The sequence below is a fragment of the Caulobacter sp. NIBR1757 genome (assembly GCF_027912495.1).
In the GTDB taxonomy this organism is placed as follows: Bacteria; Pseudomonadota; Alphaproteobacteria; order Caulobacterales; family Caulobacteraceae; genus Caulobacter.
Genome location: NZ_CP115463.1, coordinates 896,774 through 916,346, shown reverse-complemented (window position 1 = coordinate 916,346; position 19,573 = coordinate 896,774). Strand labels below are relative to the sequence as shown.

Here is a 19,573-nt window from a genome sequence, read left to right as displayed (position 1 = left end):
CTCCTGATTACCAGACCAGATCGGCCATGGCGTAGGCGGCCGTCTGGCCTTCTTCGGCCAGCAGGCCGGCGACCTTGTCCGGGTCCAGCCTGCCGTCGGCGCCCAGCGCCTTCACCCCGTGGATGCCCTGGGCGACGAACAGGCAGTCCATCCCATGGTCGGCGGCGCCCTTCACATCGGTGATGACGCCGTCGCCGATGCAGAGCACCCGCGACCGGTCGAGCGGCTTGCCCAGCAGGGCTTCGCCCTCGGCCAGGCTGAGTTCGTAGATCGGCGTGAACGGCTTGCCGGCCATCAGCACCTCGCCGCCCAGCCTGGCGTAGAGGTCGGCCAGGGCCCCGCCGCAGTAGATCAGCTTGTCACCCTTCTGCACCACTATGTCGGGGTTGGCGCAGATCAGCGGCAGGCCGCGCGCCGCCGCCGCCATCAGCCGTTCGCGGTAATCTTCCGGGGTCTCGACATCGTCGTTGTCGGGACCGGTCACCGAGACGAAGGCCGCCTGGTCCGCCTCGGCCAGCTCGAGGCCCAGGCCCTCATATAGCACAAGGTCCTTGGCCGGCCCGATCTTCCACATCGGTCCCGGGGCCCGCGGCGCCAGGAGCAGGCGGGTGGCGTCGCCGCTGGTGACGAAGGCGCTCCAGGCCTCGCGCGGCACGCCCAGGCTGTCGAGCTGTGAGATGACGTCGCTGGCCGGGCGGGGGGAGTTGGAGATCAGGACGACGGGGCCGACCTCGGCCCGCCAGCGGACCAGGGCGGCGCAGGCGTCCGGGAAGCTCTCACGGCCGTTGTGGATGACGCCCCAGACGTCGCTGAGCAGGACGTCGTAGCGGTCGGCAAGGGCGGAAAGGCCGGCAGGCAGGTCGGTCATGGGGCTGGGCTAACGATTGCGGCAGGAGAGGTCAATCAGCCCAACCGCGGTCAAGGCTTCGCCACCGTTATCGAAGCGGCCCACCATTGTATCGCATCGTCGGCGCCGCCAGCGGGTGGAATCGCCTTTAGCTTTGAAAGACTTGAGGTTTTTCGGGGGTGACGGGCGGTGCGGCGGTGGGCTTTCGGGGGACAGGCGGTGGGGGGCGGGTGGGGCGGCGGTGGGTTCGGATGGGACGAAGGTGGGGCGGCGTGGCGACAGGTTCGGACAAGGCGCCGGCGGACCCGCGGGAATTATACCCGGGTAAAATTCCGGGCGTTGCAACCCACGCCGCTCTGGGCGCTTACTGACCCGGCAGCCACAGGAGAGAGCCATGACCACCGTCACCTATGAGATCGTCGAGCATGACGGAGGCTGGGCCTACAAGGCGGGCGGCACCTTCTCGGAAACCTTCCGGACGCATGACGAGGCGGCCGCGGCGGCCAGGCGGGCGGCGGGCGAGCAGCAGCTGGGCGGCGAGACCACGGGCATCGTCTATGAGGACGAGAAGGGCCAGTGGCACGAGGAGATCGCCGACGGCAGCGACCGGCCGGACACCAAGGTCGAGGACTAGGCGCGCGGCGAAGGCGTGAAGCTTTTCCGGGTCGTCGGGCGTTGTGCCGACGCCCCCCGCTGGACCCGTCATGCCCTTCAAGTCCGACCCCGACCTTGCCGCCCTGATCCTCAGCAACATGCGGGGCTATGGCGTGCTGACCTTCGAGCGGGACGGGACGATCACCAACTGGCTGGGCGACGCCCAGACCCTGACCGGCTATGCGGCGGAGGATGTCGTCGGCCGGCACCTGAGCGTGCTGTTCACCGAGCCCGACCGGGTGGCCGGCAGCGCCGACATCGAGATCGAGACCGCCCTGAAACTGGGCCGCGCCGAAGACAGCCGCTGGCACCAACGCAAGGACGGCGGGAAGTTCTGGGCCAACGGCCTGACCATCCCGATGACCGACGGCCACCGGCAGCTGGTCAAGATCTTCCGCGACGAGACGGCGGCCAAGCGGGCTGAGGACCAGCGGGTGCTGCTGCTCAACGAGCTGAATCACCGGGTCAAGAACACCCTGGCCACGGTGCAGTCGATCGTCGAGCAGACCCTGCGCGGCGCCGGCGTCGATGGCCATGTGCGCGGCGACCTGGCCGATCGGCTGGTCGCCCTGGCCCGGGCTCACAATGTGCTGGTCAGCGAAAGCTGGGCCGGAGCCGATCTCGATGTCCTGATCGCCGACGTGCTGGCTCCGCACGACCGCGCCCCCTCGCCGTTCGCGCTGGAGGGGCCGCCGGTGCGGCTGCACCCGTCGCAGGCGGTCACCCTGTCGATGTCGCTGCATGAGCTGGTCACCAACGCCCTGAAGTACGGCGCCCTGAGCGTCGCAGAGGGCCGGGTCGAGATCGCCTGGAACCTGGCGCATGACGGCAACGGGGCGCGGCACCTGGTGCTGATGTGGAAGAAGCGCGGCGGGCCGCCGGTGGTCCAGCCGACCCGAACGGGCTTCGGCTCACGGATGCTGCGAAGCGCCTTCGCCAGCCAGCCCGGTGGGCGGGCGGAACTGGTCTTCGGGCCGGAGGGCGTGACCTGCGTTCTGGCCGCCGGACTGATCGATGACGCCCAGGCGCCGAACGATACGGTGGGCGCGGAGCCGGGACCGATCGGCTAGCCTGGCGCGAGCACGCTCAAGGCCTGACCGGCGGATGCAGCCGGGTGTCGAGGGCGAAGGGTTCCTGGCCGCGCAGGGCGTAGAGACCGGCGGCGCGGGCGGGGGTGAAGACCAGGTTCCAGCTGTGGCTGGAGGTGACGCTGGGAAAGAGGACAAAGGGATTGGCCGCCAGCAGGGCGTCGCCGAACGCCTGCTGGCCAGCCCCGGGAACACCGGGCCTGATCCAGGCCTGGTTGGGCAGGTCTTCGGGCCTGACGACATGGACCAGGGATGGGTCGGCGATGGTCAGCGAACTGAGGACATGGGGCACGGTGTCGAGGGTTCTGAAGCCCGCATGGGCGGCGACCTCCAGAATGACCACCGCCGGGTCGAGGCTGGCATAGACCGCCTGGACGCCAGCGCTGTTCCACCGGCCGCCGACCTGAAAGGCCCCCTCGCCGCTGTCCCAGGTCCGCGCAAAGCGGGCCTGGTCGAGGCGCCAGGCGACGAGGGCGTCCTCGGACTCCAGGCGGCTGGCGAGAACCGTCGGCAGCGGCGTCACATGTAGACGCCGTACTCGATGCGGTAGAGGTGGGTTTCGACCAGTTCGACGCCGGCCGAGGTGGCGAGCAGGTCAATCGGCCGCCGCTGGTTCAGCCCCATGGCCGGCCGTTCCAGCCAGGCCTCGGCTTCAGCCTGAGAGCCGAACACCGCCGTGGCGTGAGCGAGGATTTCGGCGAACTTCCAGGTACGGCCGCTTTGCTCGGGGCTGAGCAGCCGGGCCGGTTCCTCGCGCCGTCGCTGCCAGGTGCGCAGGCTGATGCCGACGGCCTTGTCTAGGGAGTCAGAGAGACCCAGCTGCGACAGGCCGTCGATCAGGTGGCCCAGGGCGCGGGTGGGCAGGCCCTCGACGATCAGGTCATGGGCGTCGAGGTTGTTGCCGACCTCGCGGCCAAGGAAGCGGCGACCGCCGAGCAGATCGGCGGGGCCGACAGCGTAGGTGGCGGCGCCGGCCGCTTCCTCGAAGCCCGCGGATAGCGCGGGGGCAGACCGCGTTTCGAACGATCCCGGGTGCTGGATGTCCTTGGCGGCAGTCTTCCGGACCCGGGCCTTGGCGGACATTGTCATCTCCCCGCATGGGCCTTGCGGAAGGCCGTGCGTCATCTGTCGTAATAATTATGACAGATGACGCCGCTCGTCAAGGATAGGCGGCGACCAGCGGAATGACCCCGAACAGCAGAGCCGCCGCGATCAGCACGCCGCAAAGGCCGAGCGCGTACTTCCAGGCGTAGCGCTGCAGGTCGGCCAGTTCGATGTCGAGCAGGGCGCATTTGAGATAGACGGCGGCGACCAGGGGGCTGAGCGAATGCACCGGGCCGCCCATCAGGGAGGCGCGGCCGATCTGTTCGGGTGTGACGCCGTAGGGGGCGGCCGTCTCGGCGATGACCGGCAGGACGCCGAAGTACCAGGCGTCGGCCGAGAGCAGGAAGTTGGCCGGGATGCTGATCAGGGCGGTGATCGGCGCGAGGAAGGGCCCGACCTCGGGCGGCAGGACGGTGAGGATGGAATCGGCCATGGCCTTGATCATGCCGGTCTCGGTCATGACGCCGGTGAAGGCGCCGGCGGCCAGGACCATGACCCCGACGCTGAGCACATTGCCGGCATGGGAGATCAGCCGGTCGCGCTGGTCGGCCAGGCGCGGGTAGTTGATGGCCAGGGCCAGGGCGGCGCCGGCCATGAACAGGGCCGGCAGGGGGGCGAGGCGCAGGACCACGGCGACCATGAGGACGGCGGTGAGACTGAAGTTGAGCCAGATCAGCCCGGGACGCAGGGCGGCCGGGTCGCTACGGAAGGCGCCGGCCAGGGCGCTGTCGGAAATGTCGGGCGCGTCGTCGGCGGGGACCGCGACGGGGGCTTTTGCCAGGCGGGCACGCTCCTGACGGCCGAACCACCAGGCCAGGGCGAAGACCGAGGCCAGGCCCGCGCCGACCACGGGCAGCATGGGGATGAAGAGCTCGGACGGATCGATCTTCAGCGAGGCGGCGACCCGGGCGGCGGGACCGCCCCAGGGGCTCATGTTCATCAGGATGAAGGTCAGGGAGCCGAGGACGGCGAACTTCAGGATGTCGATGCCGAGCTTTCGATAGACCGGCAGCAGGGCCGATACGGCGACGAGGATGGTGGTCGTACCGTCGCCGTCGAGGCCGACGATGGCCACCAGGGCGACGTGGCCGAGCATCAGCTTGACCGGGTTCTCGCCGGCCCAGGCGACGATGCGGCGGACCAGGGGCTGGAACAGGCCGGCGTCGATCATCACCCCGAAGTAGAGGATGGCGAACATCAGCATGATCGCCGTCGGGGCGGTCTGGGCCAGCCCCTTGAGCATCATCGCCCCGACACCCGGGCCGGCCCCGGCGAACAGGGCGAAGACGATGGGGACGATGATCAGGGCGACGACGGCGGTCATCCGCCGGGTCATGACCAGGGTCATGAAGACGGCGATCATCGCGAAGCCGAGGAGGGCGAGGGTCATGGCCCGCTGATCCTAGACCGCGACCGACAGCAGGGGCACGAACTGCTGGCCCGCGTGGGAGTCGACATCGAGGGTCGAGCCCTGGGCGATGGGGCGGGGGAAGGAGATCTTGATGACCTTCAGATTGTCGTCGTGGAAGATCCGCACATGGTTGGAGCCGACGCCGTAGAGCTCGGCGATGGCCACGGCGCCGAGCGACGGGGCGGCGCAAAGGGTGTCGTACGAGGCCTGGTCGTCGCAGAAGACATCGACGGTGACCCAGAAGGGGCCGGCGTTCTTGGAGCGGACGTAACGGGCGACGTCCTTAAGCTGCCGCATGGAACTCTCCCCGGCCGGCGATGAAGGTGCGGGTGACGGCGAGTTCGCAGGGGTCGTCCAGATGGACGACGTGGTTGAGCTTGAACTCGTACTGCGGCCCCAGGACCACCTCGGCCGGCGAGAAGGGGAAGGCGAAGCTGGGCAGCGGATCGTCGGGATTGAGCGGGAAGTGCAGCAGGTAGGGGTTGCAGAACTTGGCGATCTCGGTGGCGCGGGCCTGGGTGGCGGCGGTGGCCAGGACCATGAGGCCGACCTCGATCGGCGGTCGGTCGGTCGGCGCGCGCCGGGGATCGAGGGCGTTCCAGCCGTAGGGGCGCAGGTCGAGCTGGTAGTCGGCGGCCTCGATCTTCAGCACCTTGCCGATGCCCTCGCGCAGGAAGGCCTCGAGGCGGGACAGCCAGTCGCCGATGCGATCCATGATCTTGGGGTCGGAGACGGCGGTGAAGATCATGGTGCGGTAGCCGGCCGCGCCGCTGCCCTCCAGCTTCATGGTGTAGGGGCGGGTCTCGGCCCTGGAGCCGGTGACGCGGACGACGCGGTCGTCGAGGGCGGTGTAGGACGCGCCCTTGGCGTCGAGCACGACGCCGGGCTCGGTCAGGCGGTAGGGGTCGGCGTTTTCGTAGAGCAGGTGGCTGCTGACCGTGAAGGGCGTGCAGCGGTTGTCGGCGGCCAGGGGTTCGATGTCGAAGCCGGTCTCGTCGATGGTCATGAAGACGCCGCCCCGGCGGGTCTGGACCGTGCAGAGGCCGCCGCACTCGCTGGTCTTGGCGGCGTGCCAGCTGGCCCCGGCGGGCAGGCCGCGCATCAGGGGGACCGCGGCGATGACGGCGGTGTCGGTGGTGCGGCCAGCCAGGACGATGTCGGCCCCGGCGGCGATCGCGGCGGCCAGCGGCTCGTAGCCGAGCAGGCCGACGATGTGGTCGCATTCGTCGAGACGAGCCTGGGTCAGCTCGCCCATCGGCGGCAGGGGGGTGATGGCGCCCTTGGCGAGGTAGGGGGCGAGGCCGGCGGCGGTCAGTTCGGAATAAACCAGGGCGACGGTGGGGGTGAGGCCTTCCTCGACGGCGATCTCCTCACAGAGGCGGGCCATCCAGTCGACGCCGGCGTTCGTGCCGCTGGTGCCGCAGGAACCGACGATGAGCGGGACGCCGAGCTTGTCGCGGGCCAGCATCAGCTGGCGCAGGTCGTTCTTGGTGGCGGCGTCGGTCATCTTGGAGACGGCGGCGCCGAGGTAGTAGGGGCCGGAATCGGTGGAGCCGGCATCGACGGCCAGGACGTCGGGGCCGAGGGAGACGCCGCGCTGGAAGGCGTCCTCGGGACAGCCGGCGCCGAGGGCGCCGGTGGGGACGAGGACTTTGACGGGGGTGGGCATCAAGGTGGCTCCGGATTGAACATCCCTCCCCGACTTGGGGAGGGTGGCGCGAAGCGCCGGGTGGGGAAGTGGGCTGCACTGAAGCAACCGTGCTTGGCACTTCCCCACCCGGCGAGGCTGCGCCTCGCCTGCCCTCCCCAATTCGGGGAGGGACGTGGTCCGCCGGCTCTAGAACTCCGCCGTCAGGGTCAGGCCCACCTGCCGGGGCGGGCCGTACTGGACGAAGAAGCCGCCGCCGGTTTCGACCTGGTGGGTGCGGTATTCGACGTCGCCCAGGTTCCGGCCCCAGAGCTGTAGGCTGTATTTGTCGTTGAAGTGCCAGGTGGCGCTGGCGTCCCAGAGGGTGCGGGCCTTGCGGTATTCGACGAGGTCGTTGGCGTTGTCGTCGAAGACCTCGCTCTCGTAGTTGGCCGAAACGCCCAACTTGACCCAGCCCCAGGCGAACCGGCTGGTCGTGTAGCTGGCGTCGAGGCTGACGGCATGCTCCGGCGTGCGGCTGAGACGATTGCCCTTCAGGTCGGCGAAAACCGGCGTGCCGTCGGCGAGGATGGCGGAGGTCTGCACCAGGCGGTCGAAGGTGGCGTCGAGGTATGTGTAGCTGAAGCCCGCTTCCCAATGATCGTCGGGAACGAAACGCAGTTCTGTCTCAAGGCCCTTGATGGTGGCGTCGCCGGTGTCGACGACGATAGAGGCGCCGCCCGGGCCGGCGCTGGCGTCGGGCACCGACTGGATGGTCTGCAGGTTCGTGTACTCGGCATAGAAGATCGAGGCGTTGGCGCGGACGCGGCGGTTCCACCAGTCGGTCTTCAGGCCGCCCTCGTAGTTGATCACCTCTTCCGGATCGGTGGGGATGCGGGCGGTGGCGACGTTTGGCTGTTCCTGGAAGGCGCCCGACTTGAAGCCGGTGGCGACGGAGGCGAAGGCGAAGACGTTGTCGTTGAAGCGCCAGTCGCCGCCGACCCGCCAGGTGACGATCTGTTCGCTGGAGACGCCAGGGTTGCCCCTGGTGGTGAAGTTCACCGTCGGGGCCGACGGGGCGCCGGTCAGGCGGGTGACCTCGTATTCCTTCTCCTCGTCGGTGTAGCGCAGGCCGGCGAACAGGTTGAGGCCGAAGTCGAAGCCGTATTCCAGCTCGCCGAAGGCGGCGAAGCTCTTCGTCACGTTCTCGCCGATGAAGCGGTTTTCGCTGAGGTCGACGGCGGCCGTCTCGGTCTCGCGTTCGCGGCGCACCTCGTCCTTCAGGTAGAAGAGGCCGGCGGTCCAGCTGACCGGGCCGTCGCCCCTGGAGGCCAGCCGCCATTCGGTGGAGTAGCTGTCGGCCTCTTCCGTGGCCAGCACCTGCAGGCCGGTGACCGGCAGGCCGGCGGCGGCGTTGCCGGCCGGGTCCGTTCCGTCGAGGTCCTCGGAGCTGTCGTAGGTGAGGGTGCGCCAGCTGGCGATGCCGGTGAGGCTGGCCCAGCCGAGGAGGTCGGTGTTGTACTCGACCTTGAGGCCGCCGGTGTCGCGCTCGATGAAGCCGGGGCGATCGGGATTGGCGTTGCGCGGCTTGTCGATGTCCTTGTCGCCGAAGGGGCGCAGGTTGAAGCGGGCCCCGCCGGCCAGGTCGTCGGTGACGTAGTCGCCGGTGAACAGCAGGCTGGACTCGGCGCCCAGATCGACCAGCAGGTGGGCGCGGCCGCTCCAGCGGTTGTCGTCGTCGAGGCCCTCGCCGGTGGTGCTGTTCTTGCGGAAGCCCTCGTTGTACTGGCGGCCGATCGAGCCCCGGAAGGCGACGCTCTCGGCCAGCGGGACGTTGAGCATCAGGTTGGCGTCGAGCTGGTCGAACTCCGCGACGGTGACGGCGGCGCGGCCGAAGAATTCGTGTTTCGGCCGGGCGGTGACGAAGTTGACGGCCCCGCCGACGACGTTCTTGCCCCACAGGGTGCCCTGCGGCCCTTTCAGCACCTCGACCCGTTCCAGATCGAAGGTGTCGACGGCCAGCATGGCGCCGCGGCCGAGGTAGACGCCATCCAGGAAGGCGACCGAGCTGGGGTCGCCGCCGGCGCTCTGGTTAGAGCTGCCGATGCCCCGGAAGAAGGGCCGCGGGGCGGCGCGCGGGAAGGCGTCGATGGTCACGCCGGGGGTGGCGTCGGCCAGTTTCTGGAAGTCGGTGATACCCTCTTCCTGCAGCTTCTCGCCGGAGAAGACGGTGACGGTGACCGGGGTGTCCTGCAGCGACTCGGCCTTCTTGCGGGCGGTGATGATCACCTCCTCGACCGAGCTCGCTTCAGGCTCTGCGGCGGCGTCCTGGGCGAAGACGGGCAGCGCGAAGGCGGCGCCGGTCAGGGCGGTGGCGGCGCAGAGCAGCGCGCGCAGGGTGGTCCGTTGGGTCATGTCTATCCTCCTCCCGAAGACGCGGCGCTGGACGCCGTCTGGTCTCGTTGGCGGGAGGTGTGACGGAGGGCGGGCCGGAAGCCGTGACAAGTTTTTTACATTCGGCGGAATTTTTGCCCGGCGTGGCCCGGGGTATGGTCAAACACCAGCTTGAGGGGATGCGCCTGGACGCCGGCATGCACGGAATCACCAGCAAGGAAAACTGGATCGCCGAACTGCCTCCCGTCGTGGCGGCGGCGATTCACGCCCGGATGACGACCCAGGCCTACGCCGCCGGCGAGCCGGTCAAGGAGGCCGGCGAGGCGCCCAGCCGCATGCACCAGCTGGAGAGCGGCTATGTGAAGCTGATCGGGCATCTGGAGGACGGGCGCCAGCAGATCATCACCATCTACTCGCCGGGCAACTGCTTTTCCGAAACGGCGGTCATCGCCCGGCGGCCCTATCACCACACCACCCAGGCCCTGACCGATTGCCGGGTGCGGGTGCTGGCGGCGGAGGATTTCTGGGACCTCTACCGGACCCATCCGGAGATTCCGGAGACCCTGTGCCGCAAGTTCGCCGGCTCGATCTCGCGGCAGATGGCCAGCCGCGACATGCGGGCCAACCATCGGCTCGGCAAGCGCATCGCCCTGCTGTTCGAGAGCCTGGCGGAACGCTGCGGCGAGGACCGGGTGGGCGCAAGCTGCACGATCAGCGTGCCGATCACCCAGAGCGACATCGGCGACCACTTCGACGTCACCCGCCAGAGCGTCCAGCGCGAGATCACGGCCCTGAAGGCGGCCGGCATCCTCGACAAGCACATGGGCAGGTGGATCATCCGCGACCTGGGGAAGCTGTCGCGCGTCGTCTAGGCAGCGGCCCGGGCCGAGTGGACAATCCAACAGCGCTATGCCGCCCCCCGCCGCCAAGGCCACCAGGCACGCGTAGAAGGTCGTCATCCGAGGTCCGTGGGGGACATGTACCCCGCTGAGCCGCCGTCGCCCGCGGTTCACCAGCCTCGCCCGGGGTACGTGTCCCCGCTTGCCGCCGTGAAGAGGGGACACGTACCCCGGGCGGCGTCGGCGGGCTTTCTGCGACAGAGGGGATGCGGGGTACATGTCCCCGGCCCCCTAGCCGGCGGCCGAGGCCACCAGCCGGGCGTAGAAGGTCGTCATCCGGGCCAGGTTCTCGACCGTCATGTGTTCGTTGGTGCCGTGGATCATGCCGAAGGTGTTCATCGAGCCGAGCAGGGCCTGGTAGCGGTAGATGTCGCTGGTGAGCGGGCTCATGTAGCGGCTGTCGGTGCCGGCGGTGACCAGGCCCGGGGCGACCGGCAGCTTGCCGCCGTCCGAGGCCAGGGCCGACAGCAGCTTCCAGCCCTCCGACGTCGTCGAGGAGATCGGCGAGGGCAGTTCCGGCGGGCGGTCCCAGGCCAGTTCGACCTTCAGTCCCTTCGTCGCCTCGCGGGCCCGGGCCATGACATCGTCCGGCGTCTGGCCGGGGGCGATGCGGTAGTTGATCCAGGCGGTGGCGTCCTGCGGCAGGACGTTTTCCTTGGGGCTGCCCTTGAGCATGGTTGGGGCGATGGTGGTGTGCAGCAGGGCGGCGCCCGTGCCGGTCTTGGCGAAGGTCTTCTTCAGGATCGGGCCGAACAGCCAGGGGTTGGCGATGGCCATGCGGGTGACAAAGCTGCTGTCGGCGCCGAGCGTCTGCACCATCTGCATTCCGGGCCCCTTCAGCTCCAGCGGGAACTGATTGTCGGTGATGGCGGTGATGGCCTTGGCCAGGACGGCGACGCCGGTTTCCCTGGGCGGGGCGGAGCTGTGGCCGCCGCTGGCCGGGGCGGTGACGCGCAGGGTTGCGTAGCCCTTTTCGGCGATGCCGATGACGGCGGCCGGCTTGCCGGTGATCGGGTGGTCGTTGATGGCGGCCGAACCCTCGTCGAGCACCCACTCGGCCTGGACGCCGCGCGATTTCAGCAGGGCGGCGGCGGCCCGGGCGCCGGCGCCGCCGGCCTCCTCGTCCTGGCCGCTGACGATGATGACGGTGCGTTTGGGCTGGAAGCCGGATTTGGCCAGGGCCTCGAGGCCCTCGAAGATGGCGACCAGGCTGCCCTTGTCGTCGATGGAGCCCCGGCCCCAGACGGCGCCCTCGGCGATCTCGCCGCCGAAGGGATCGTGCTTCCAGTCCTTCTCGGTGCCGGGGGTGATCGGCACCACGTCCTGGTGGGCCATCAGGACGATGGGCTTGAGGGCCTTGTCGCTGCCCGGCCAAGTGTAGACCAGGGCCTTGTTGGGCAGGATCTCGCGGGTCATGGCGGCGTGGGCGGCGGGATAGGTGGCGGCCAGCCAGGCGTGCAGCCGGTCCCACTCGGCCCACTGGTTGTCGGCCTTGTTCTGGTTGGAAACGGTGCGGATCCGCACCGCCTGCGACAGGTGCTGGGCGGCGGAGGCCTGGTCGATGGGCGGAGCGGCGGCGAGCGTCACGGCGCTGATATCGACTGCGGCCGGCGGCTTGAAGGTCAGGGTGCGCACGACCACGACGGCCCCGAGCGCGACGACGACAGCGACCGCGCCCAGCGCGATCTTCCCAAACAGCTTCATGACGCCCTCCCCGACGCATTGATGGCGTCAGACTAGGCAACCGGACGGCTCAAGTCACCCCGGCCCCCGGCTTGTGATCGCCATCACCTTGACTCCCCCTGCCCTGTCGATCAGGAACGTCCCTGTCTCGCGGGAGACATCGGGGATTCTTCTCCGAGGCCGAAGGCGCAACCGCCCCGGAAACGCTCAGGCAAACGGACCGCGCGACACAAGGAACGCTGGAAAGAACCGCCGCAAGCGGTTCGCCGAAGGAGCAAGACAGACACGGTCTGTTGAAATCTCTCAGGCGCAAGGGACAGCGGGGGCGACCATCCGACCGGCGAGAGCCGGGCGTGGACGCATCGACCCCGAGAGCCCGCATGACCGACACCGCCGACCTCAAGAAAACCCCGCTCTACGACGCCCATGTCGCGGCGGGCGCGCGGATGGTTCCGTTCGCGGGCTACCTGATGCCGGTGCAGTACGCCGAGGGCGTGCTGAAGGAGCACCTGTGGACGCGGGAACATGCTGGGCTGTTCGACGTCAGCCACATGGGCCAGGCGCGGCTGCGCGGGGTGTCGCCGCTGTCGGCCTTCGAGGAGATCACGCCGTCAGACTTCATCGGCCTGGCGCCCGGCAAGCAACGCTATTCCCTGTTGCTCAACAAGAAGGGTGGGATCATCGACGACCTGATGGCCTCGCGCCCCGACGACGATGGACTGTTCGTCATCGTCAACGGGGCCTGCAAGGACGGCGACTTCAAGTTCATCGACAACGAACTGGCCCCCCAGGTGAAGATCGAGCGGCTGGAAGACCGGGCGTTGCTGGCCCTGCAGGGGCCGGAGGCGGCGGCGGTGATGGCCAAACATGCGCCGGACTCCCTGACCCTGGTGTTCTCCGAGGCGCGGGCGATGACCGCCTTCGGCCTGCCGGCGTTTGTTTCCCGCTCGGGCTACACGGGCGAGGACGGCTACGAGATTTCCATCCCCGGCGAGAGCGCCCAGGCGGTGTGGGACATGCTGCTGGCCGACCCGCGGGTCAAGCCCATCGGCCTGGGCGCCCGCGATTCCCTTCGCCTGGAAGCCGGGCTGCCGCTCTACGGCCACGACATCGACGAGACCACCAGCCCGATCGAGGCGGACCTCAGCTTCGCGGTCAGCAAGAAGCGCCGGGACGCGCAGGACTTCCCGGGGGCCTCGCGCATTGCGAAGGAACTGGCCGAGGGGCCGAGCCGGGTTCGCGTCGGCCTGAAGATTCTCGAAGGCCCTCCCGCCCGCGAAGGCGCCGAGATCGCCGACGGGACCGGGGCGGTCATCGGCAAGGTGACCAGCGGCGGCTTCGCGCCGAGCCTCGGCCACCCCATCGCCATGGGCTTCGTGCCGCCGGCTCATGCCAGCGTCGGGACCAAACTCAATGTCATCGTCCGGGGACGGGCCGGCGCGGCCGAGGTCGTGGCCATGCCGTTCGTGCCCAAACGCTACGTCCGCAAACTCTAGGGAGGAGAGACCGAAATGCGCTTCACCAAGGACCACGAGTGGGTCGTCGTCGAGGATGGCGTCGCCACCGTCGGCATCACCGCCTATGCCGCCGAACAGCTGGGCGATGTGGTGTTCGTCGAGACGCCGGAGGTCGGCAAGACCGTCAAGCAGGGCGAGGGCTTCGCCGTCGTCGAGAGCGTCAAGGCCGCCAGCGATGTCTACGCCCCGGTGTCGGGCGAGGTGGTCGAGGCCAATACCGCCCTGGGCGACGAGCCGGAGACGGTCAACGCCGCGCCGGAACACGGCGGCTGGTTCGCCAAGGTCAAGCTGAGCAACCCCGCCGAGGTCGACGCCCTGATGGATCGCGGCGCCTACGAAGACTACCTGGGGACGCTGTAAGCCATGGCCTTCGAGATCTTCCTGCATCCGACCACGGCGACGGGAGGTCCGAAGGCTTTCAACGCGGGCGTCTCCCGCGCCCTGACCGCCATCGGCGCGCAGCATTCGGCGGCGGCCGAGACCATCCGGCTGAGCGACCGCACCCAGGTGCACCTGTTCCTCGACGACGGCGACGACATCGCGCTCATGACCACCGAGACGATGACGCCCGCCGTCGCGGCGGCCGTCTGGCGGATCGCCGAAGAGACCTCATCGATGGTCAATTTCGGGGATCGCTTCTACGCCCTTCCCGCCGCCGCCCAGGTTCCCACCGGTTTGGCGATGGGGTTTCCCGGCGCCCAGCGGGTGTCGCATCCAGAAGACCTGGATGGCCTGCTGCATGGCGTCTTCGAGGACTTCCAGGCCGCTGAGGCGACCGAAGTGCTGCGCAAGGAGGCGGTCGCCAGTGGCGTCAACGAGCGGCGCTCCGTCGCCCTCAAGGCCCGCAAACCGCTGCCCGACCTGGTCAGCGCCCCCTCTCACTCTTTTCTGCGGCGTCTGTCGGACGCCCTCTTCGGCAAGGCTCTCTGATCCATGCGTTATCTCCCCCTGACCCCTGACGACCGGCGTCAGATGCTGGGCGCCATCGGCGCCGGCAGCATCGATGCGCTGTTCGTCGATGTGCCGAAGTCCGCCGTCCTGGACGGGCCGGTCGATCTGCCGGGCTTCGCCGGCGAGCTGGAGGTCGAGCGCGAGCTCGGGGCGCTGGCGGCGAGAAATGTGGCGGCCGGATCCGTGCCCTTCTTCTGCGGCGCGGGGGCCTATCGGCACCATGTGCCGGCCTCCGTGGACCACATCATCCAGCGGTCGGAGTTCCTGACAAGCTACACGCCCTACCAGCCGGAGATCGCCCAAGGCACGCTTCAGGTCCTGTTCGAATTCCAGACCCAGGTGGCGGCCCTGACCGGCATGGATGTGGCCAACGCCAGCCTCTACGACGGCTCCACCGCGGCCGGCGAGGCGGTGATGATGGCCAGCCGGGTCACCCGCCGCAGCAAGGCTATCCTGTCGGGCGGCCTGCATCCCCACTATGTCCAGACCGTCGAGACCCTGGCCCATGCGGCCGGCGTCGCCACTGAGCGCCTCGCGCCCGCGATCGACGCCGAGGATGCGGTCATCGCCGCCATCGACGGCGACACCGCCTGCGTGGTCGTGCAGACGCCCAATGTCTTCGGCACGGCCACCGATGTGACGAAGATCGCCGCGGCGGCCCAGGCGGCCGGAGCGCTGATGATCGTGGTCACCACCGAGGCGGTGTCGTTCGGCCTGCTGAAGTCGCCCGGCGAAATGGGGGCCGACATCGCCGTCGCCGAGGGCCAGTCGATCGGCAATGCGCTGAACTTCGGCGGGCCCTACGTCGGCCTGTTCGCCTGCAAGGAAAAGCTGGTGCGCCAGGCGCCGGGGCGGCTCTGCGGCGAGACGGTGGACGCCGACGGACGGCGCGGCTTCGTGCTGACCCTCTCCACCCGCGAGCAGCATATCCGCCGCGACAAGGCGACGAGCAACATCTGCACCAACAGCGGCCTCTGCGCCCTGGCCTTCACCATCCATATGTCGCTGCTGGGCGAGGTCGGCCTGCGCAAGCTGGCGCTGCTCAATCATCAGCAGGCGTTGAAGACGAAGATCGCGCTCGGCAGCGTGAAGGGGGTGGAGGTGCTCACCCCGCGCTTCTTCAACGAGTTCGCCGTGAAGCTCAGCAAGCCGGCGGCCGAAGTCGTCGAGGCGCTGGCGGCGCGCGGCGTGCTGGCCGGCGTGCCCTACAGCCGTCTCGACCCGCATGCGGGCCTGGACGACGTGCTGCTGGTCTGCGCGACCGAAACCGTCACCGACGGCGACATCGAAACCTTCAAGACGCAACTGGCCGAGGTGCTGGCATGAGCATGAACAGCGTTGGACGCCCCACCACGCCGCAGGCCGAGACGGCTGCCGGCGGCTTCGCATCCCTGACCGGCGGGCGCGGCCTGCTGCAGGACGAGGTCCTGATCTTCGAGATGGGCGGCTGGTCGAAGACTGGCGTGGATCTGCCGGAAGCCTCGATTTCCGCTGATGAGCTGGGCGATCTGGTGCGCACCGATCCGATCGGCCTGCCCGGGCTGTCGGAGCCGGAAACGATGCGCCACTACGTGCGCCTCAGCCAGAAGAACCACGCCATCGACCTGGCCCTCTATCCGCTGGGCAGCTGCACGATGAAGCACAACCCGCGCCTCAACGAGAAGATGGCGCGGCTGGCCGGCTTTGCCGATATCCACCCACTGCAACCCCAATCCACCGTACCCGGCGCCCTGGAGCTGATGGACCGCCTGGCCCACTGGCTGAAGACGCTCACGGGCATGCCCGCTGTCGCCCTGACCCCCAAGGCCGGCGCCAACGGCGAGCTGTGCGGCATCCTGGCCATCCAGGCGGCCCACAAGGCGCGCGGCGACGACGCCCGCAAGGTGGTGCTGGTCCCGACCAGCGCCCACGGCACCAATCCGGCGACGGCGGCCTTCGTCGGCTATTCCGTGCGCGAGATCGCCCAGACCGATGACGGCCGGGTGGATCTGGCCGACCTCGAGGCCAAGCTCGGCCCCGACGTGGCGGCCATCATGGTCACCAACCCCAACACCTGCGGCCTGTTCGAGCGCGACATCGTCGAGATCGCCCGGCTGACCCATGCGGCGGGCGCCTACTTCTACTGCGACGGGGCCAACTTCAACGCCATCGTCGGCCGGGTGCGCCCGGGCGATCTCGGCGTCGACGCCATGCACATCAACCTGCACAAGACCTTTTCGACGCCGCACGGCGGCGGCGGGCCGGGCGCGGGCCCCGTGGTGCTGAGCGAGGCCCTGGCGGCCTATGCCCCGACGCCCTGGCTGACCTATGGTCCGGACGGCCTTGTCCTTCAGGAGGAAGCCATCGGCGAGGCGGCCGGCGCCTTTGGCCGGATGAGCGCCTTCCATGGCCAGATGGGCATGTACGTCCGCGCCTACGCCTACATGCGCAGCCATGGCTCCGACGGCCTGCGCCAGGTGGCCGAGGACGCGGTGCTGAACGCCAACTACATCAAGGCGACCTTAAGCGACTTGATGAGCCCGGCCTTCCCCGACGGGCCCTGCATGCACGAGGCGCTGTTCGACGACAGCTGGCTGGACGGGACCGGGGTGACCACCCTCGACTTCGCCAAGGCGATGATCGACGAGGGCTTCCACCCGATGACCATGTACTTCCCGCTGGTCGTCCACGGGGCCATGCTGATCGAGCCGACCGAGACGGAATCGAAGCAGGAGCTGGACCGCTTCGTGACGGCCCTGCGGGCGTTGGCGCAGGCGGCGAAGGCCGGCGACACTGACCGCTTCAAGGGCGCGCCGCACCTGGCCCCGCTGCGCCGGCTGGACGAAACCCTGGCGGCGCGGAAGCCGAAACTGCGGTGGAAGCCGGAGGCGCCGGCGTCGATGGCGGCGGAGTAGCCTCCCCCGTTCTGTCATCCTCCGGCCGCCCGCAGGGCGGACCGGGGGACCCAACTTTCCGCGTGATGGCTGCCGGGCGTTTTTCCAGAGCCACCCTGGGTCCCCCGGTCCGCTGCGCGGCCGGAGGATGACAGCGGGAGGGGACGCCGGTCACATCCCGCGCAACAATCGGTAACATCGAATTCTGTCTTCGAATTCACATTATCCATACCCGCGACCCGCCAGGCGGCGGATTCCTTGCCCTGTATAGCTTTTGGCGGCGCCTGCACGGTCCGTGCACAGAAAATCAAAGTAACCCTTTAGATTAAACCTTCGTCAGAACGCCCGCGTGCACCTTTCCTTGACCCCGCCTGACCCCATATGGCGTGGACAAGGCTGAAGAACCGGATCGTCCGGAACGGCCCCTGACAGACCGTTCCGATGACCGCCGTAACCTTCGCCTCGCCAGAACGCCGCCGACGCCCCGCGTCGGAGTTCGCGCGCCGCCTCAACAAGGCGGCCGGCATGGCGCTCGGCTTCCTGATCATCGTGCTGGGCATTCTGGTGGCGCCGCTGCCGGGTCCCGGCGGCGTACCGATCATCACCCTGGGCCTGATCCTGGTGCTGCGCGCCAGCACCGGCGCCAAGCGGCTGTTCATCAGGGCCTGTCACCGTTGGCCGCGCACCCTGTCGCCGATCCGCCGGCTGCTGCGCCGCAATTCGCCGTTCGTGTCGATCGTCTGGCAGATGATGCTGCGGATGGAGAAGTTCGTCACCCGCGGGAACGGCCTGATGGCCGGCTGGCGGCGGTCGCTGAAGCGCCGCCGGACGGCCTAACTCGCCAGCTCGCGGTAGCCCCGCCCGAGCATGTAGCCCATCAGGTGCCTCATGCCGGGCCCATTGGGGTCGGTCAGCCCGGCCCCCTTGGCGAAGGCCGGCAAGCCGTCCAGCTCACTTTCCTCGCCGTTGCCGTCGACAATGGCCGTCGCCGCCCAGCGGCGCAGCTGAACCCGATGAGCCTCGCTCAGACCTTCCCAGCTGCGGCCCAGGGCCCCCGAATTCTGCATGTCGCGGTCCCAGAACGCCTCCGCCCCGTTCTCCATGGTCCGGGCGACAAGCAGGTTGCGCACCTTGTCGCCCGGAACCTTGCAGGCCGCCGCGAGACTGGCCGTCAGGTCGGCCGCCAGCGTGGTCTTCAGCAGGCCGGCCGGATCGGTGTTGTACTGGCTGAGCCAGGCCTGGCGCTGGCGCTCGCCGGCCGCGTTCCACAGGCAGTCGGAGGGGGCCGGCAGGGCCGGGGTGGTGATCGCCAGCGCGATCAGGACGGAGACGAGCGCCATGAAAAATGCCCCCCGATATGGACCGGGGGGCATCTTGGTCTTCAAGGGCGGCGTGGGCCACCCACGAAAAGGGGTCTACTGCAGGCGGCCGGCCAGCTGGGCGATCGCCGCGTCGACACTGGGGTCGGACTTGGCGGACGCGATGCGGGCGGTCAGCAGGCGCTCGGCGGTCTGGGTGGCCAGATCGGCGGCGGCGGCCTTCACGTCGGCGGCGGCCTGAGCCTCGGCCGAAGCAATCTTCCTCTCGGCCAGGGCGGCGCGGCGGGCGATGGTTTCTTCCAGCTTGGCCTGGGCGTCGACAGCCATCTGGGCGGCGTCGGCTTCGGCGGCGGCCAGCATACCGGCCGCCTGCTTTTCGGCGTCTTCGCGCTGGCCGCGGATTTCAGCGAGCAAGGCCTCGGCCTCGGCCCGCAGGCGGGCGGCCTCGTCCAGGTCGCCCTGGATCTTGGCCGACTTCTCGTCCAGGCTGGCGCCGATCTTCTTGAAGGCCCCGACAAAGACGACGATGCCGAGGAAGACGATCAGGCCGAAGCCGACCCAGTTCTCGGCGCTACCGAAGAATGCGGACATCAACGGGCCCCCTGTTTGGCGGCGGCGAGCGCCGCGTTGAGGTCGGAGGCCTTGGGCGCGGCGCCGGTCAGCTTCTCGACAATGGCCGAGGCCGTGTCGGAGGCGATCTCGGAGACGTGAGTCATGGCGGCGTCACGCGAGGCGCGGATGCGCGTCTCGGCTTCGGCCATGCGTTCGGCCAGCTTGGCGTCTTCCGCGGCCTGACGGGCCTGGGCCTGGGCCGAGGCCTTGGCGCGGGCTTCGGCGGCCATGCGTTGGGCGCTGGCGCGGGCGTCAGCCAGGTCAGCCTTGGCCTGTGCGGCCTGGGCGTTGGCTTCTTCCTGCACCTTGCGGGCCTGTTCGAGCGCCCCGGCGATGGTGCCTTCCCGCTCGTCCAGCACCCTGCGCAGACGCGGCGTGAAGACGCGCGACATCAGCACATAGAGGATGGCGAACAGGATCAGCAGCCAGGCGATCTGACCCGCCCAGTGCTGGAACTCGAACTGCGGCAGACCGCCGGAGCCGTGTTCGGCCTCGGTGGTCGCGTGTGTGTCGCCCGCCGTCGGGGCGTGCGGATCAGGAGTGGCCATACCGATATCCCAGTGCGGCGCGCCGCCGCTGAACGGGCGAGCGCGC

Annotated in this window: 20 protein-coding genes and 1 riboswitch; of the genes, 9 read left to right on the top strand and 11 right to left on the bottom strand. The window is 69.1% G+C overall.

The window, feature by feature from the left end:
• Nucleotides 1-7 precede the first annotated feature (7 nt).
• Nucleotides 8-868 (bottom strand): TIGR01459 family HAD-type hydrolase, encoded by an 861-nt coding sequence (locus O5I81_RS04345; protein ID WP_271067722.1) that lies wholly within the window; start codon nt 866-868, stop codon nt 8-10.
• Nucleotides 869-1,241: 373 nt separating this feature from the next.
• On the opposite strand from O5I81_RS04345, the gene O5I81_RS04340 reads away from it, so the two are divergent.
• Together O5I81_RS04340 and O5I81_RS04335 are read left to right on the top strand one after the other, a co-directional pair.
• Nucleotides 1,242-1,481, top strand: coding sequence for a DUF2188 domain-containing protein (locus O5I81_RS04340; protein ID WP_271067721.1), 240 nt, complete (start codon nt 1,242-1,244; stop codon nt 1,479-1,481).
• Between the two features lie 70 nt (nt 1,482-1,551).
• Nucleotides 1,552-2,571 (top strand): HWE histidine kinase domain-containing protein, encoded by a 1,020-nt coding sequence (locus tag O5I81_RS04335; protein WP_271067720.1) that lies wholly within the window; start codon nt 1,552-1,554, stop codon nt 2,569-2,571.
• A 16-nt stretch (nt 2,572-2,587) separates the two neighbouring features.
• Here O5I81_RS04335 and O5I81_RS04330 read toward each other — a convergent pair whose 3' ends face one another.
• The 6 genes from O5I81_RS04330 to O5I81_RS04305 form a co-directional block, all read right to left on the bottom strand.
• Nucleotides 2,588-3,112 (bottom strand): RES domain-containing protein, encoded by a 525-nt coding sequence (locus tag O5I81_RS04330; RefSeq protein ID WP_271067719.1) that lies wholly within the window; start codon nt 3,110-3,112, stop codon nt 2,588-2,590.
• A complete protein-coding gene (locus O5I81_RS04325) occupies nt 3,109-3,672 on the bottom strand; it encodes an antitoxin Xre/MbcA/ParS toxin-binding domain-containing protein (protein WP_271067718.1) in 564 nt (187 codons plus the stop codon). The genes O5I81_RS04330 and O5I81_RS04325 overlap by 4 nt, the downstream gene beginning before the upstream one ends.
• A gap of 76 nt (nt 3,673-3,748) precedes the next feature.
• Complete coding sequence (locus O5I81_RS04320; RefSeq protein ID WP_271067717.1) at nt 3,749-5,083, bottom strand: citrate:proton symporter; 1,335 nt, start codon at nt 5,081-5,083, stop codon at nt 3,749-3,751.
• Nucleotides 5,084-5,095: 12 nt separating this feature from the next.
• Entirely contained in the window at nt 5,096-5,401 is a 306-nt protein-coding gene (locus O5I81_RS04315; RefSeq protein WP_271067716.1) for a DUF4387 domain-containing protein, read from the bottom strand.
• Nucleotides 5,388-6,773, bottom strand: coding sequence for an acyclic terpene utilization AtuA family protein (locus O5I81_RS04310; protein ID WP_271067715.1), 1,386 nt, complete (start codon nt 6,771-6,773; stop codon nt 5,388-5,390). The genes O5I81_RS04315 and O5I81_RS04310 overlap by 14 nt, the downstream gene beginning before the upstream one ends.
• A gap of 168 nt (nt 6,774-6,941) precedes the next feature.
• Nucleotides 6,942-9,146 (bottom strand): TonB-dependent receptor, encoded by a 2,205-nt coding sequence (locus O5I81_RS04305; RefSeq protein WP_271067714.1) that lies wholly within the window; start codon nt 9,144-9,146, stop codon nt 6,942-6,944.
• A 134-nt stretch (nt 9,147-9,280) separates the two neighbouring features.
• Between O5I81_RS04305 and O5I81_RS04300 the strand changes: the two genes are divergently transcribed.
• Nucleotides 9,281-9,997 (top strand): Crp/Fnr family transcriptional regulator, encoded by a 717-nt coding sequence (locus O5I81_RS04300; protein ID WP_271067713.1) that lies wholly within the window; start codon nt 9,281-9,283, stop codon nt 9,995-9,997.
• A 258-nt stretch (nt 9,998-10,255) separates the two neighbouring features.
• Here the strand turns inward: O5I81_RS04300 and O5I81_RS04295 are convergent, their stop codons facing one another.
• A complete protein-coding gene (locus tag O5I81_RS04295; RefSeq protein ID WP_271067712.1) occupies nt 10,256-11,728 on the bottom strand; it encodes a M20 family peptidase in 1,473 nt (490 codons plus the stop codon).
• Between the two features lie 120 nt (nt 11,729-11,848).
• Nucleotides 11,849-11,940: riboswitch (glycine riboswitch) on the top strand.
• 147 nt (nt 11,941-12,087) lie between these two features.
• Here O5I81_RS04295 and gcvT point away from each other — a divergent pair.
• The 6 genes from gcvT to O5I81_RS04265 all read left to right on the top strand — a co-directional run bounded on the left by gcvT (nt 12,088) and on the right by O5I81_RS04265 (nt 17,885).
• Nucleotides 12,088-13,203, top strand: coding sequence for a glycine cleavage system aminomethyltransferase GcvT (gene gcvT, locus O5I81_RS04290; protein ID WP_271067711.1), 1,116 nt, complete (start codon nt 12,088-12,090; stop codon nt 13,201-13,203).
• A 15-nt stretch (nt 13,204-13,218) separates the two neighbouring features.
• Nucleotides 13,219-13,584, top strand: a complete 366-nt coding sequence (gene gcvH, locus O5I81_RS04285) for a glycine cleavage system protein GcvH (protein WP_271067710.1) — start codon at nt 13,219-13,221, stop codon at nt 13,582-13,584.
• 3 nt (nt 13,585-13,587) lie between these two features.
• Nucleotides 13,588-14,154: a hypothetical protein gene (locus O5I81_RS04280; protein WP_271067709.1), complete on the top strand. Its 567-nt coding sequence runs from the start codon at nt 13,588-13,590 to the stop codon at nt 14,152-14,154.
• A 3-nt stretch (nt 14,155-14,157) separates the two neighbouring features.
• Nucleotides 14,158-15,501, top strand: coding sequence for an aminomethyl-transferring glycine dehydrogenase subunit GcvPA (gcvPA, locus tag O5I81_RS04275; RefSeq protein ID WP_271067708.1), 1,344 nt, complete (start codon nt 14,158-14,160; stop codon nt 15,499-15,501).
• Nucleotides 15,498-17,069 carry an aminomethyl-transferring glycine dehydrogenase subunit GcvPB gene (gene gcvPB, locus O5I81_RS04270; RefSeq protein WP_271067707.1) on the top strand — a complete coding sequence of 524 codons (1,572 nt, stop codon included), beginning with the start codon at nt 15,498-15,500 and terminating at the stop codon, nt 17,067-17,069. Before gcvPA ends, gcvPB begins: the two co-directional genes overlap by 4 nt.
• 420 nt (nt 17,070-17,489) lie before the next feature.
• Nucleotides 17,490-17,885, top strand: coding sequence for a hypothetical protein (locus tag O5I81_RS04265; RefSeq protein WP_271067706.1), 396 nt, complete (start codon nt 17,490-17,492; stop codon nt 17,883-17,885).
• Here O5I81_RS04265 and O5I81_RS04260 read toward each other — a convergent pair.
• The 3 genes from O5I81_RS04260 to O5I81_RS04250 form a co-directional block, all read right to left on the bottom strand.
• Entirely contained in the window at nt 17,882-18,388 is a 507-nt protein-coding gene (locus O5I81_RS04260; protein WP_271067705.1) for a hypothetical protein, read from the bottom strand. The two genes, O5I81_RS04265 and O5I81_RS04260, sit on opposite strands and share 4 nt — an antisense overlap.
• A gap of 75 nt (nt 18,389-18,463) precedes the next feature.
• On the bottom strand, nt 18,464-18,958 hold the full coding sequence (locus tag O5I81_RS04255) for an ATP F0F1 synthase subunit B (RefSeq protein ID WP_271067704.1): 495 nt from the start codon (nt 18,956-18,958) through the stop codon (nt 18,464-18,466).
• The gene (locus O5I81_RS04250; RefSeq protein WP_271067703.1) at nt 18,958-19,527 is read right to left on the bottom strand and encodes a hypothetical protein; all 570 of its coding nucleotides are present in this window, start codon (nt 19,525-19,527) and stop codon (nt 18,958-18,960) included. Before O5I81_RS04250 ends, O5I81_RS04255 begins: the two co-directional genes overlap by 1 nt.
• Between the last annotated feature and the right edge of the window lie 46 nt (nt 19,528-19,573).

Excerpts from the sequence above, each read along its gene's own strand:
- O5I81_RS04345 (WP_271067722.1), bottom strand. The coding sequence starts at position 868 with ATGACCGACCTGCCTGCCGGCCTTTCCGCCCTTGCCGACCGCTACGAC.
- O5I81_RS04340 (WP_271067721.1), top strand. The coding sequence starts at position 1,242 with ATGACCACCGTCACCTATGAGATCGTCGAGCATGACGGAGGCTGGGCC.
- O5I81_RS04335 (WP_271067720.1), top strand. The coding sequence starts at position 1,552 with ATGCCCTTCAAGTCCGACCCCGACCTTGCCGCCCTGATCCTCAGCAAC.
- O5I81_RS04325 (WP_271067718.1), bottom strand. The coding sequence starts at position 3,672 with ATGTCCGCCAAGGCCCGGGTCCGGAAGACTGCCGCCAAGGACATCCAG.
- O5I81_RS04320 (WP_271067717.1), bottom strand. The coding sequence starts at position 5,083 with ATGACCCTCGCCCTCCTCGGCTTCGCGATGATCGCCGTCTTCATGACC.
- O5I81_RS04315 (WP_271067716.1), bottom strand. The coding sequence starts at position 5,401 with ATGCGGCAGCTTAAGGACGTCGCCCGTTACGTCCGCTCCAAGAACGCC.
- O5I81_RS04310 (WP_271067715.1), bottom strand. The coding sequence starts at position 6,773 with ATGCCCACCCCCGTCAAAGTCCTCGTCCCCACCGGCGCCCTCGGCGCC.
- O5I81_RS04305 (WP_271067714.1), bottom strand. The coding sequence starts at position 9,146 with ATGACCCAACGGACCACCCTGCGCGCGCTGCTCTGCGCCGCCACCGCC.
- O5I81_RS04300 (WP_271067713.1), top strand. The coding sequence starts at position 9,281 with ATGGTCAAACACCAGCTTGAGGGGATGCGCCTGGACGCCGGCATGCAC.
- O5I81_RS04295 (WP_271067712.1), bottom strand. The coding sequence starts at position 11,728 with ATGAAGCTGTTTGGGAAGATCGCGCTGGGCGCGGTCGCTGTCGTCGTC.
- gcvT (WP_271067711.1), top strand. The coding sequence starts at position 12,088 with ATGACCGACACCGCCGACCTCAAGAAAACCCCGCTCTACGACGCCCAT.
- gcvH (WP_271067710.1), top strand. The coding sequence starts at position 13,219 with ATGCGCTTCACCAAGGACCACGAGTGGGTCGTCGTCGAGGATGGCGTC.
- O5I81_RS04280 (WP_271067709.1), top strand. The coding sequence starts at position 13,588 with ATGGCCTTCGAGATCTTCCTGCATCCGACCACGGCGACGGGAGGTCCG.
- gcvPA (WP_271067708.1), top strand. The coding sequence starts at position 14,158 with ATGCGTTATCTCCCCCTGACCCCTGACGACCGGCGTCAGATGCTGGGC.
- gcvPB (WP_271067707.1), top strand. The coding sequence starts at position 15,498 with ATGAGCATGAACAGCGTTGGACGCCCCACCACGCCGCAGGCCGAGACG.
- O5I81_RS04265 (WP_271067706.1), top strand. The coding sequence starts at position 17,490 with ATGACCGCCGTAACCTTCGCCTCGCCAGAACGCCGCCGACGCCCCGCG.
- O5I81_RS04260 (WP_271067705.1), bottom strand. The coding sequence starts at position 18,388 with ATGGCGCTCGTCTCCGTCCTGATCGCGCTGGCGATCACCACCCCGGCC.
- O5I81_RS04255 (WP_271067704.1), bottom strand. The coding sequence starts at position 18,958 with ATGTCCGCATTCTTCGGTAGCGCCGAGAACTGGGTCGGCTTCGGCCTG.
- O5I81_RS04250 (WP_271067703.1), bottom strand. The coding sequence starts at position 19,527 with ATGGCCACTCCTGATCCGCACGCCCCGACGGCGGGCGACACACACGCG.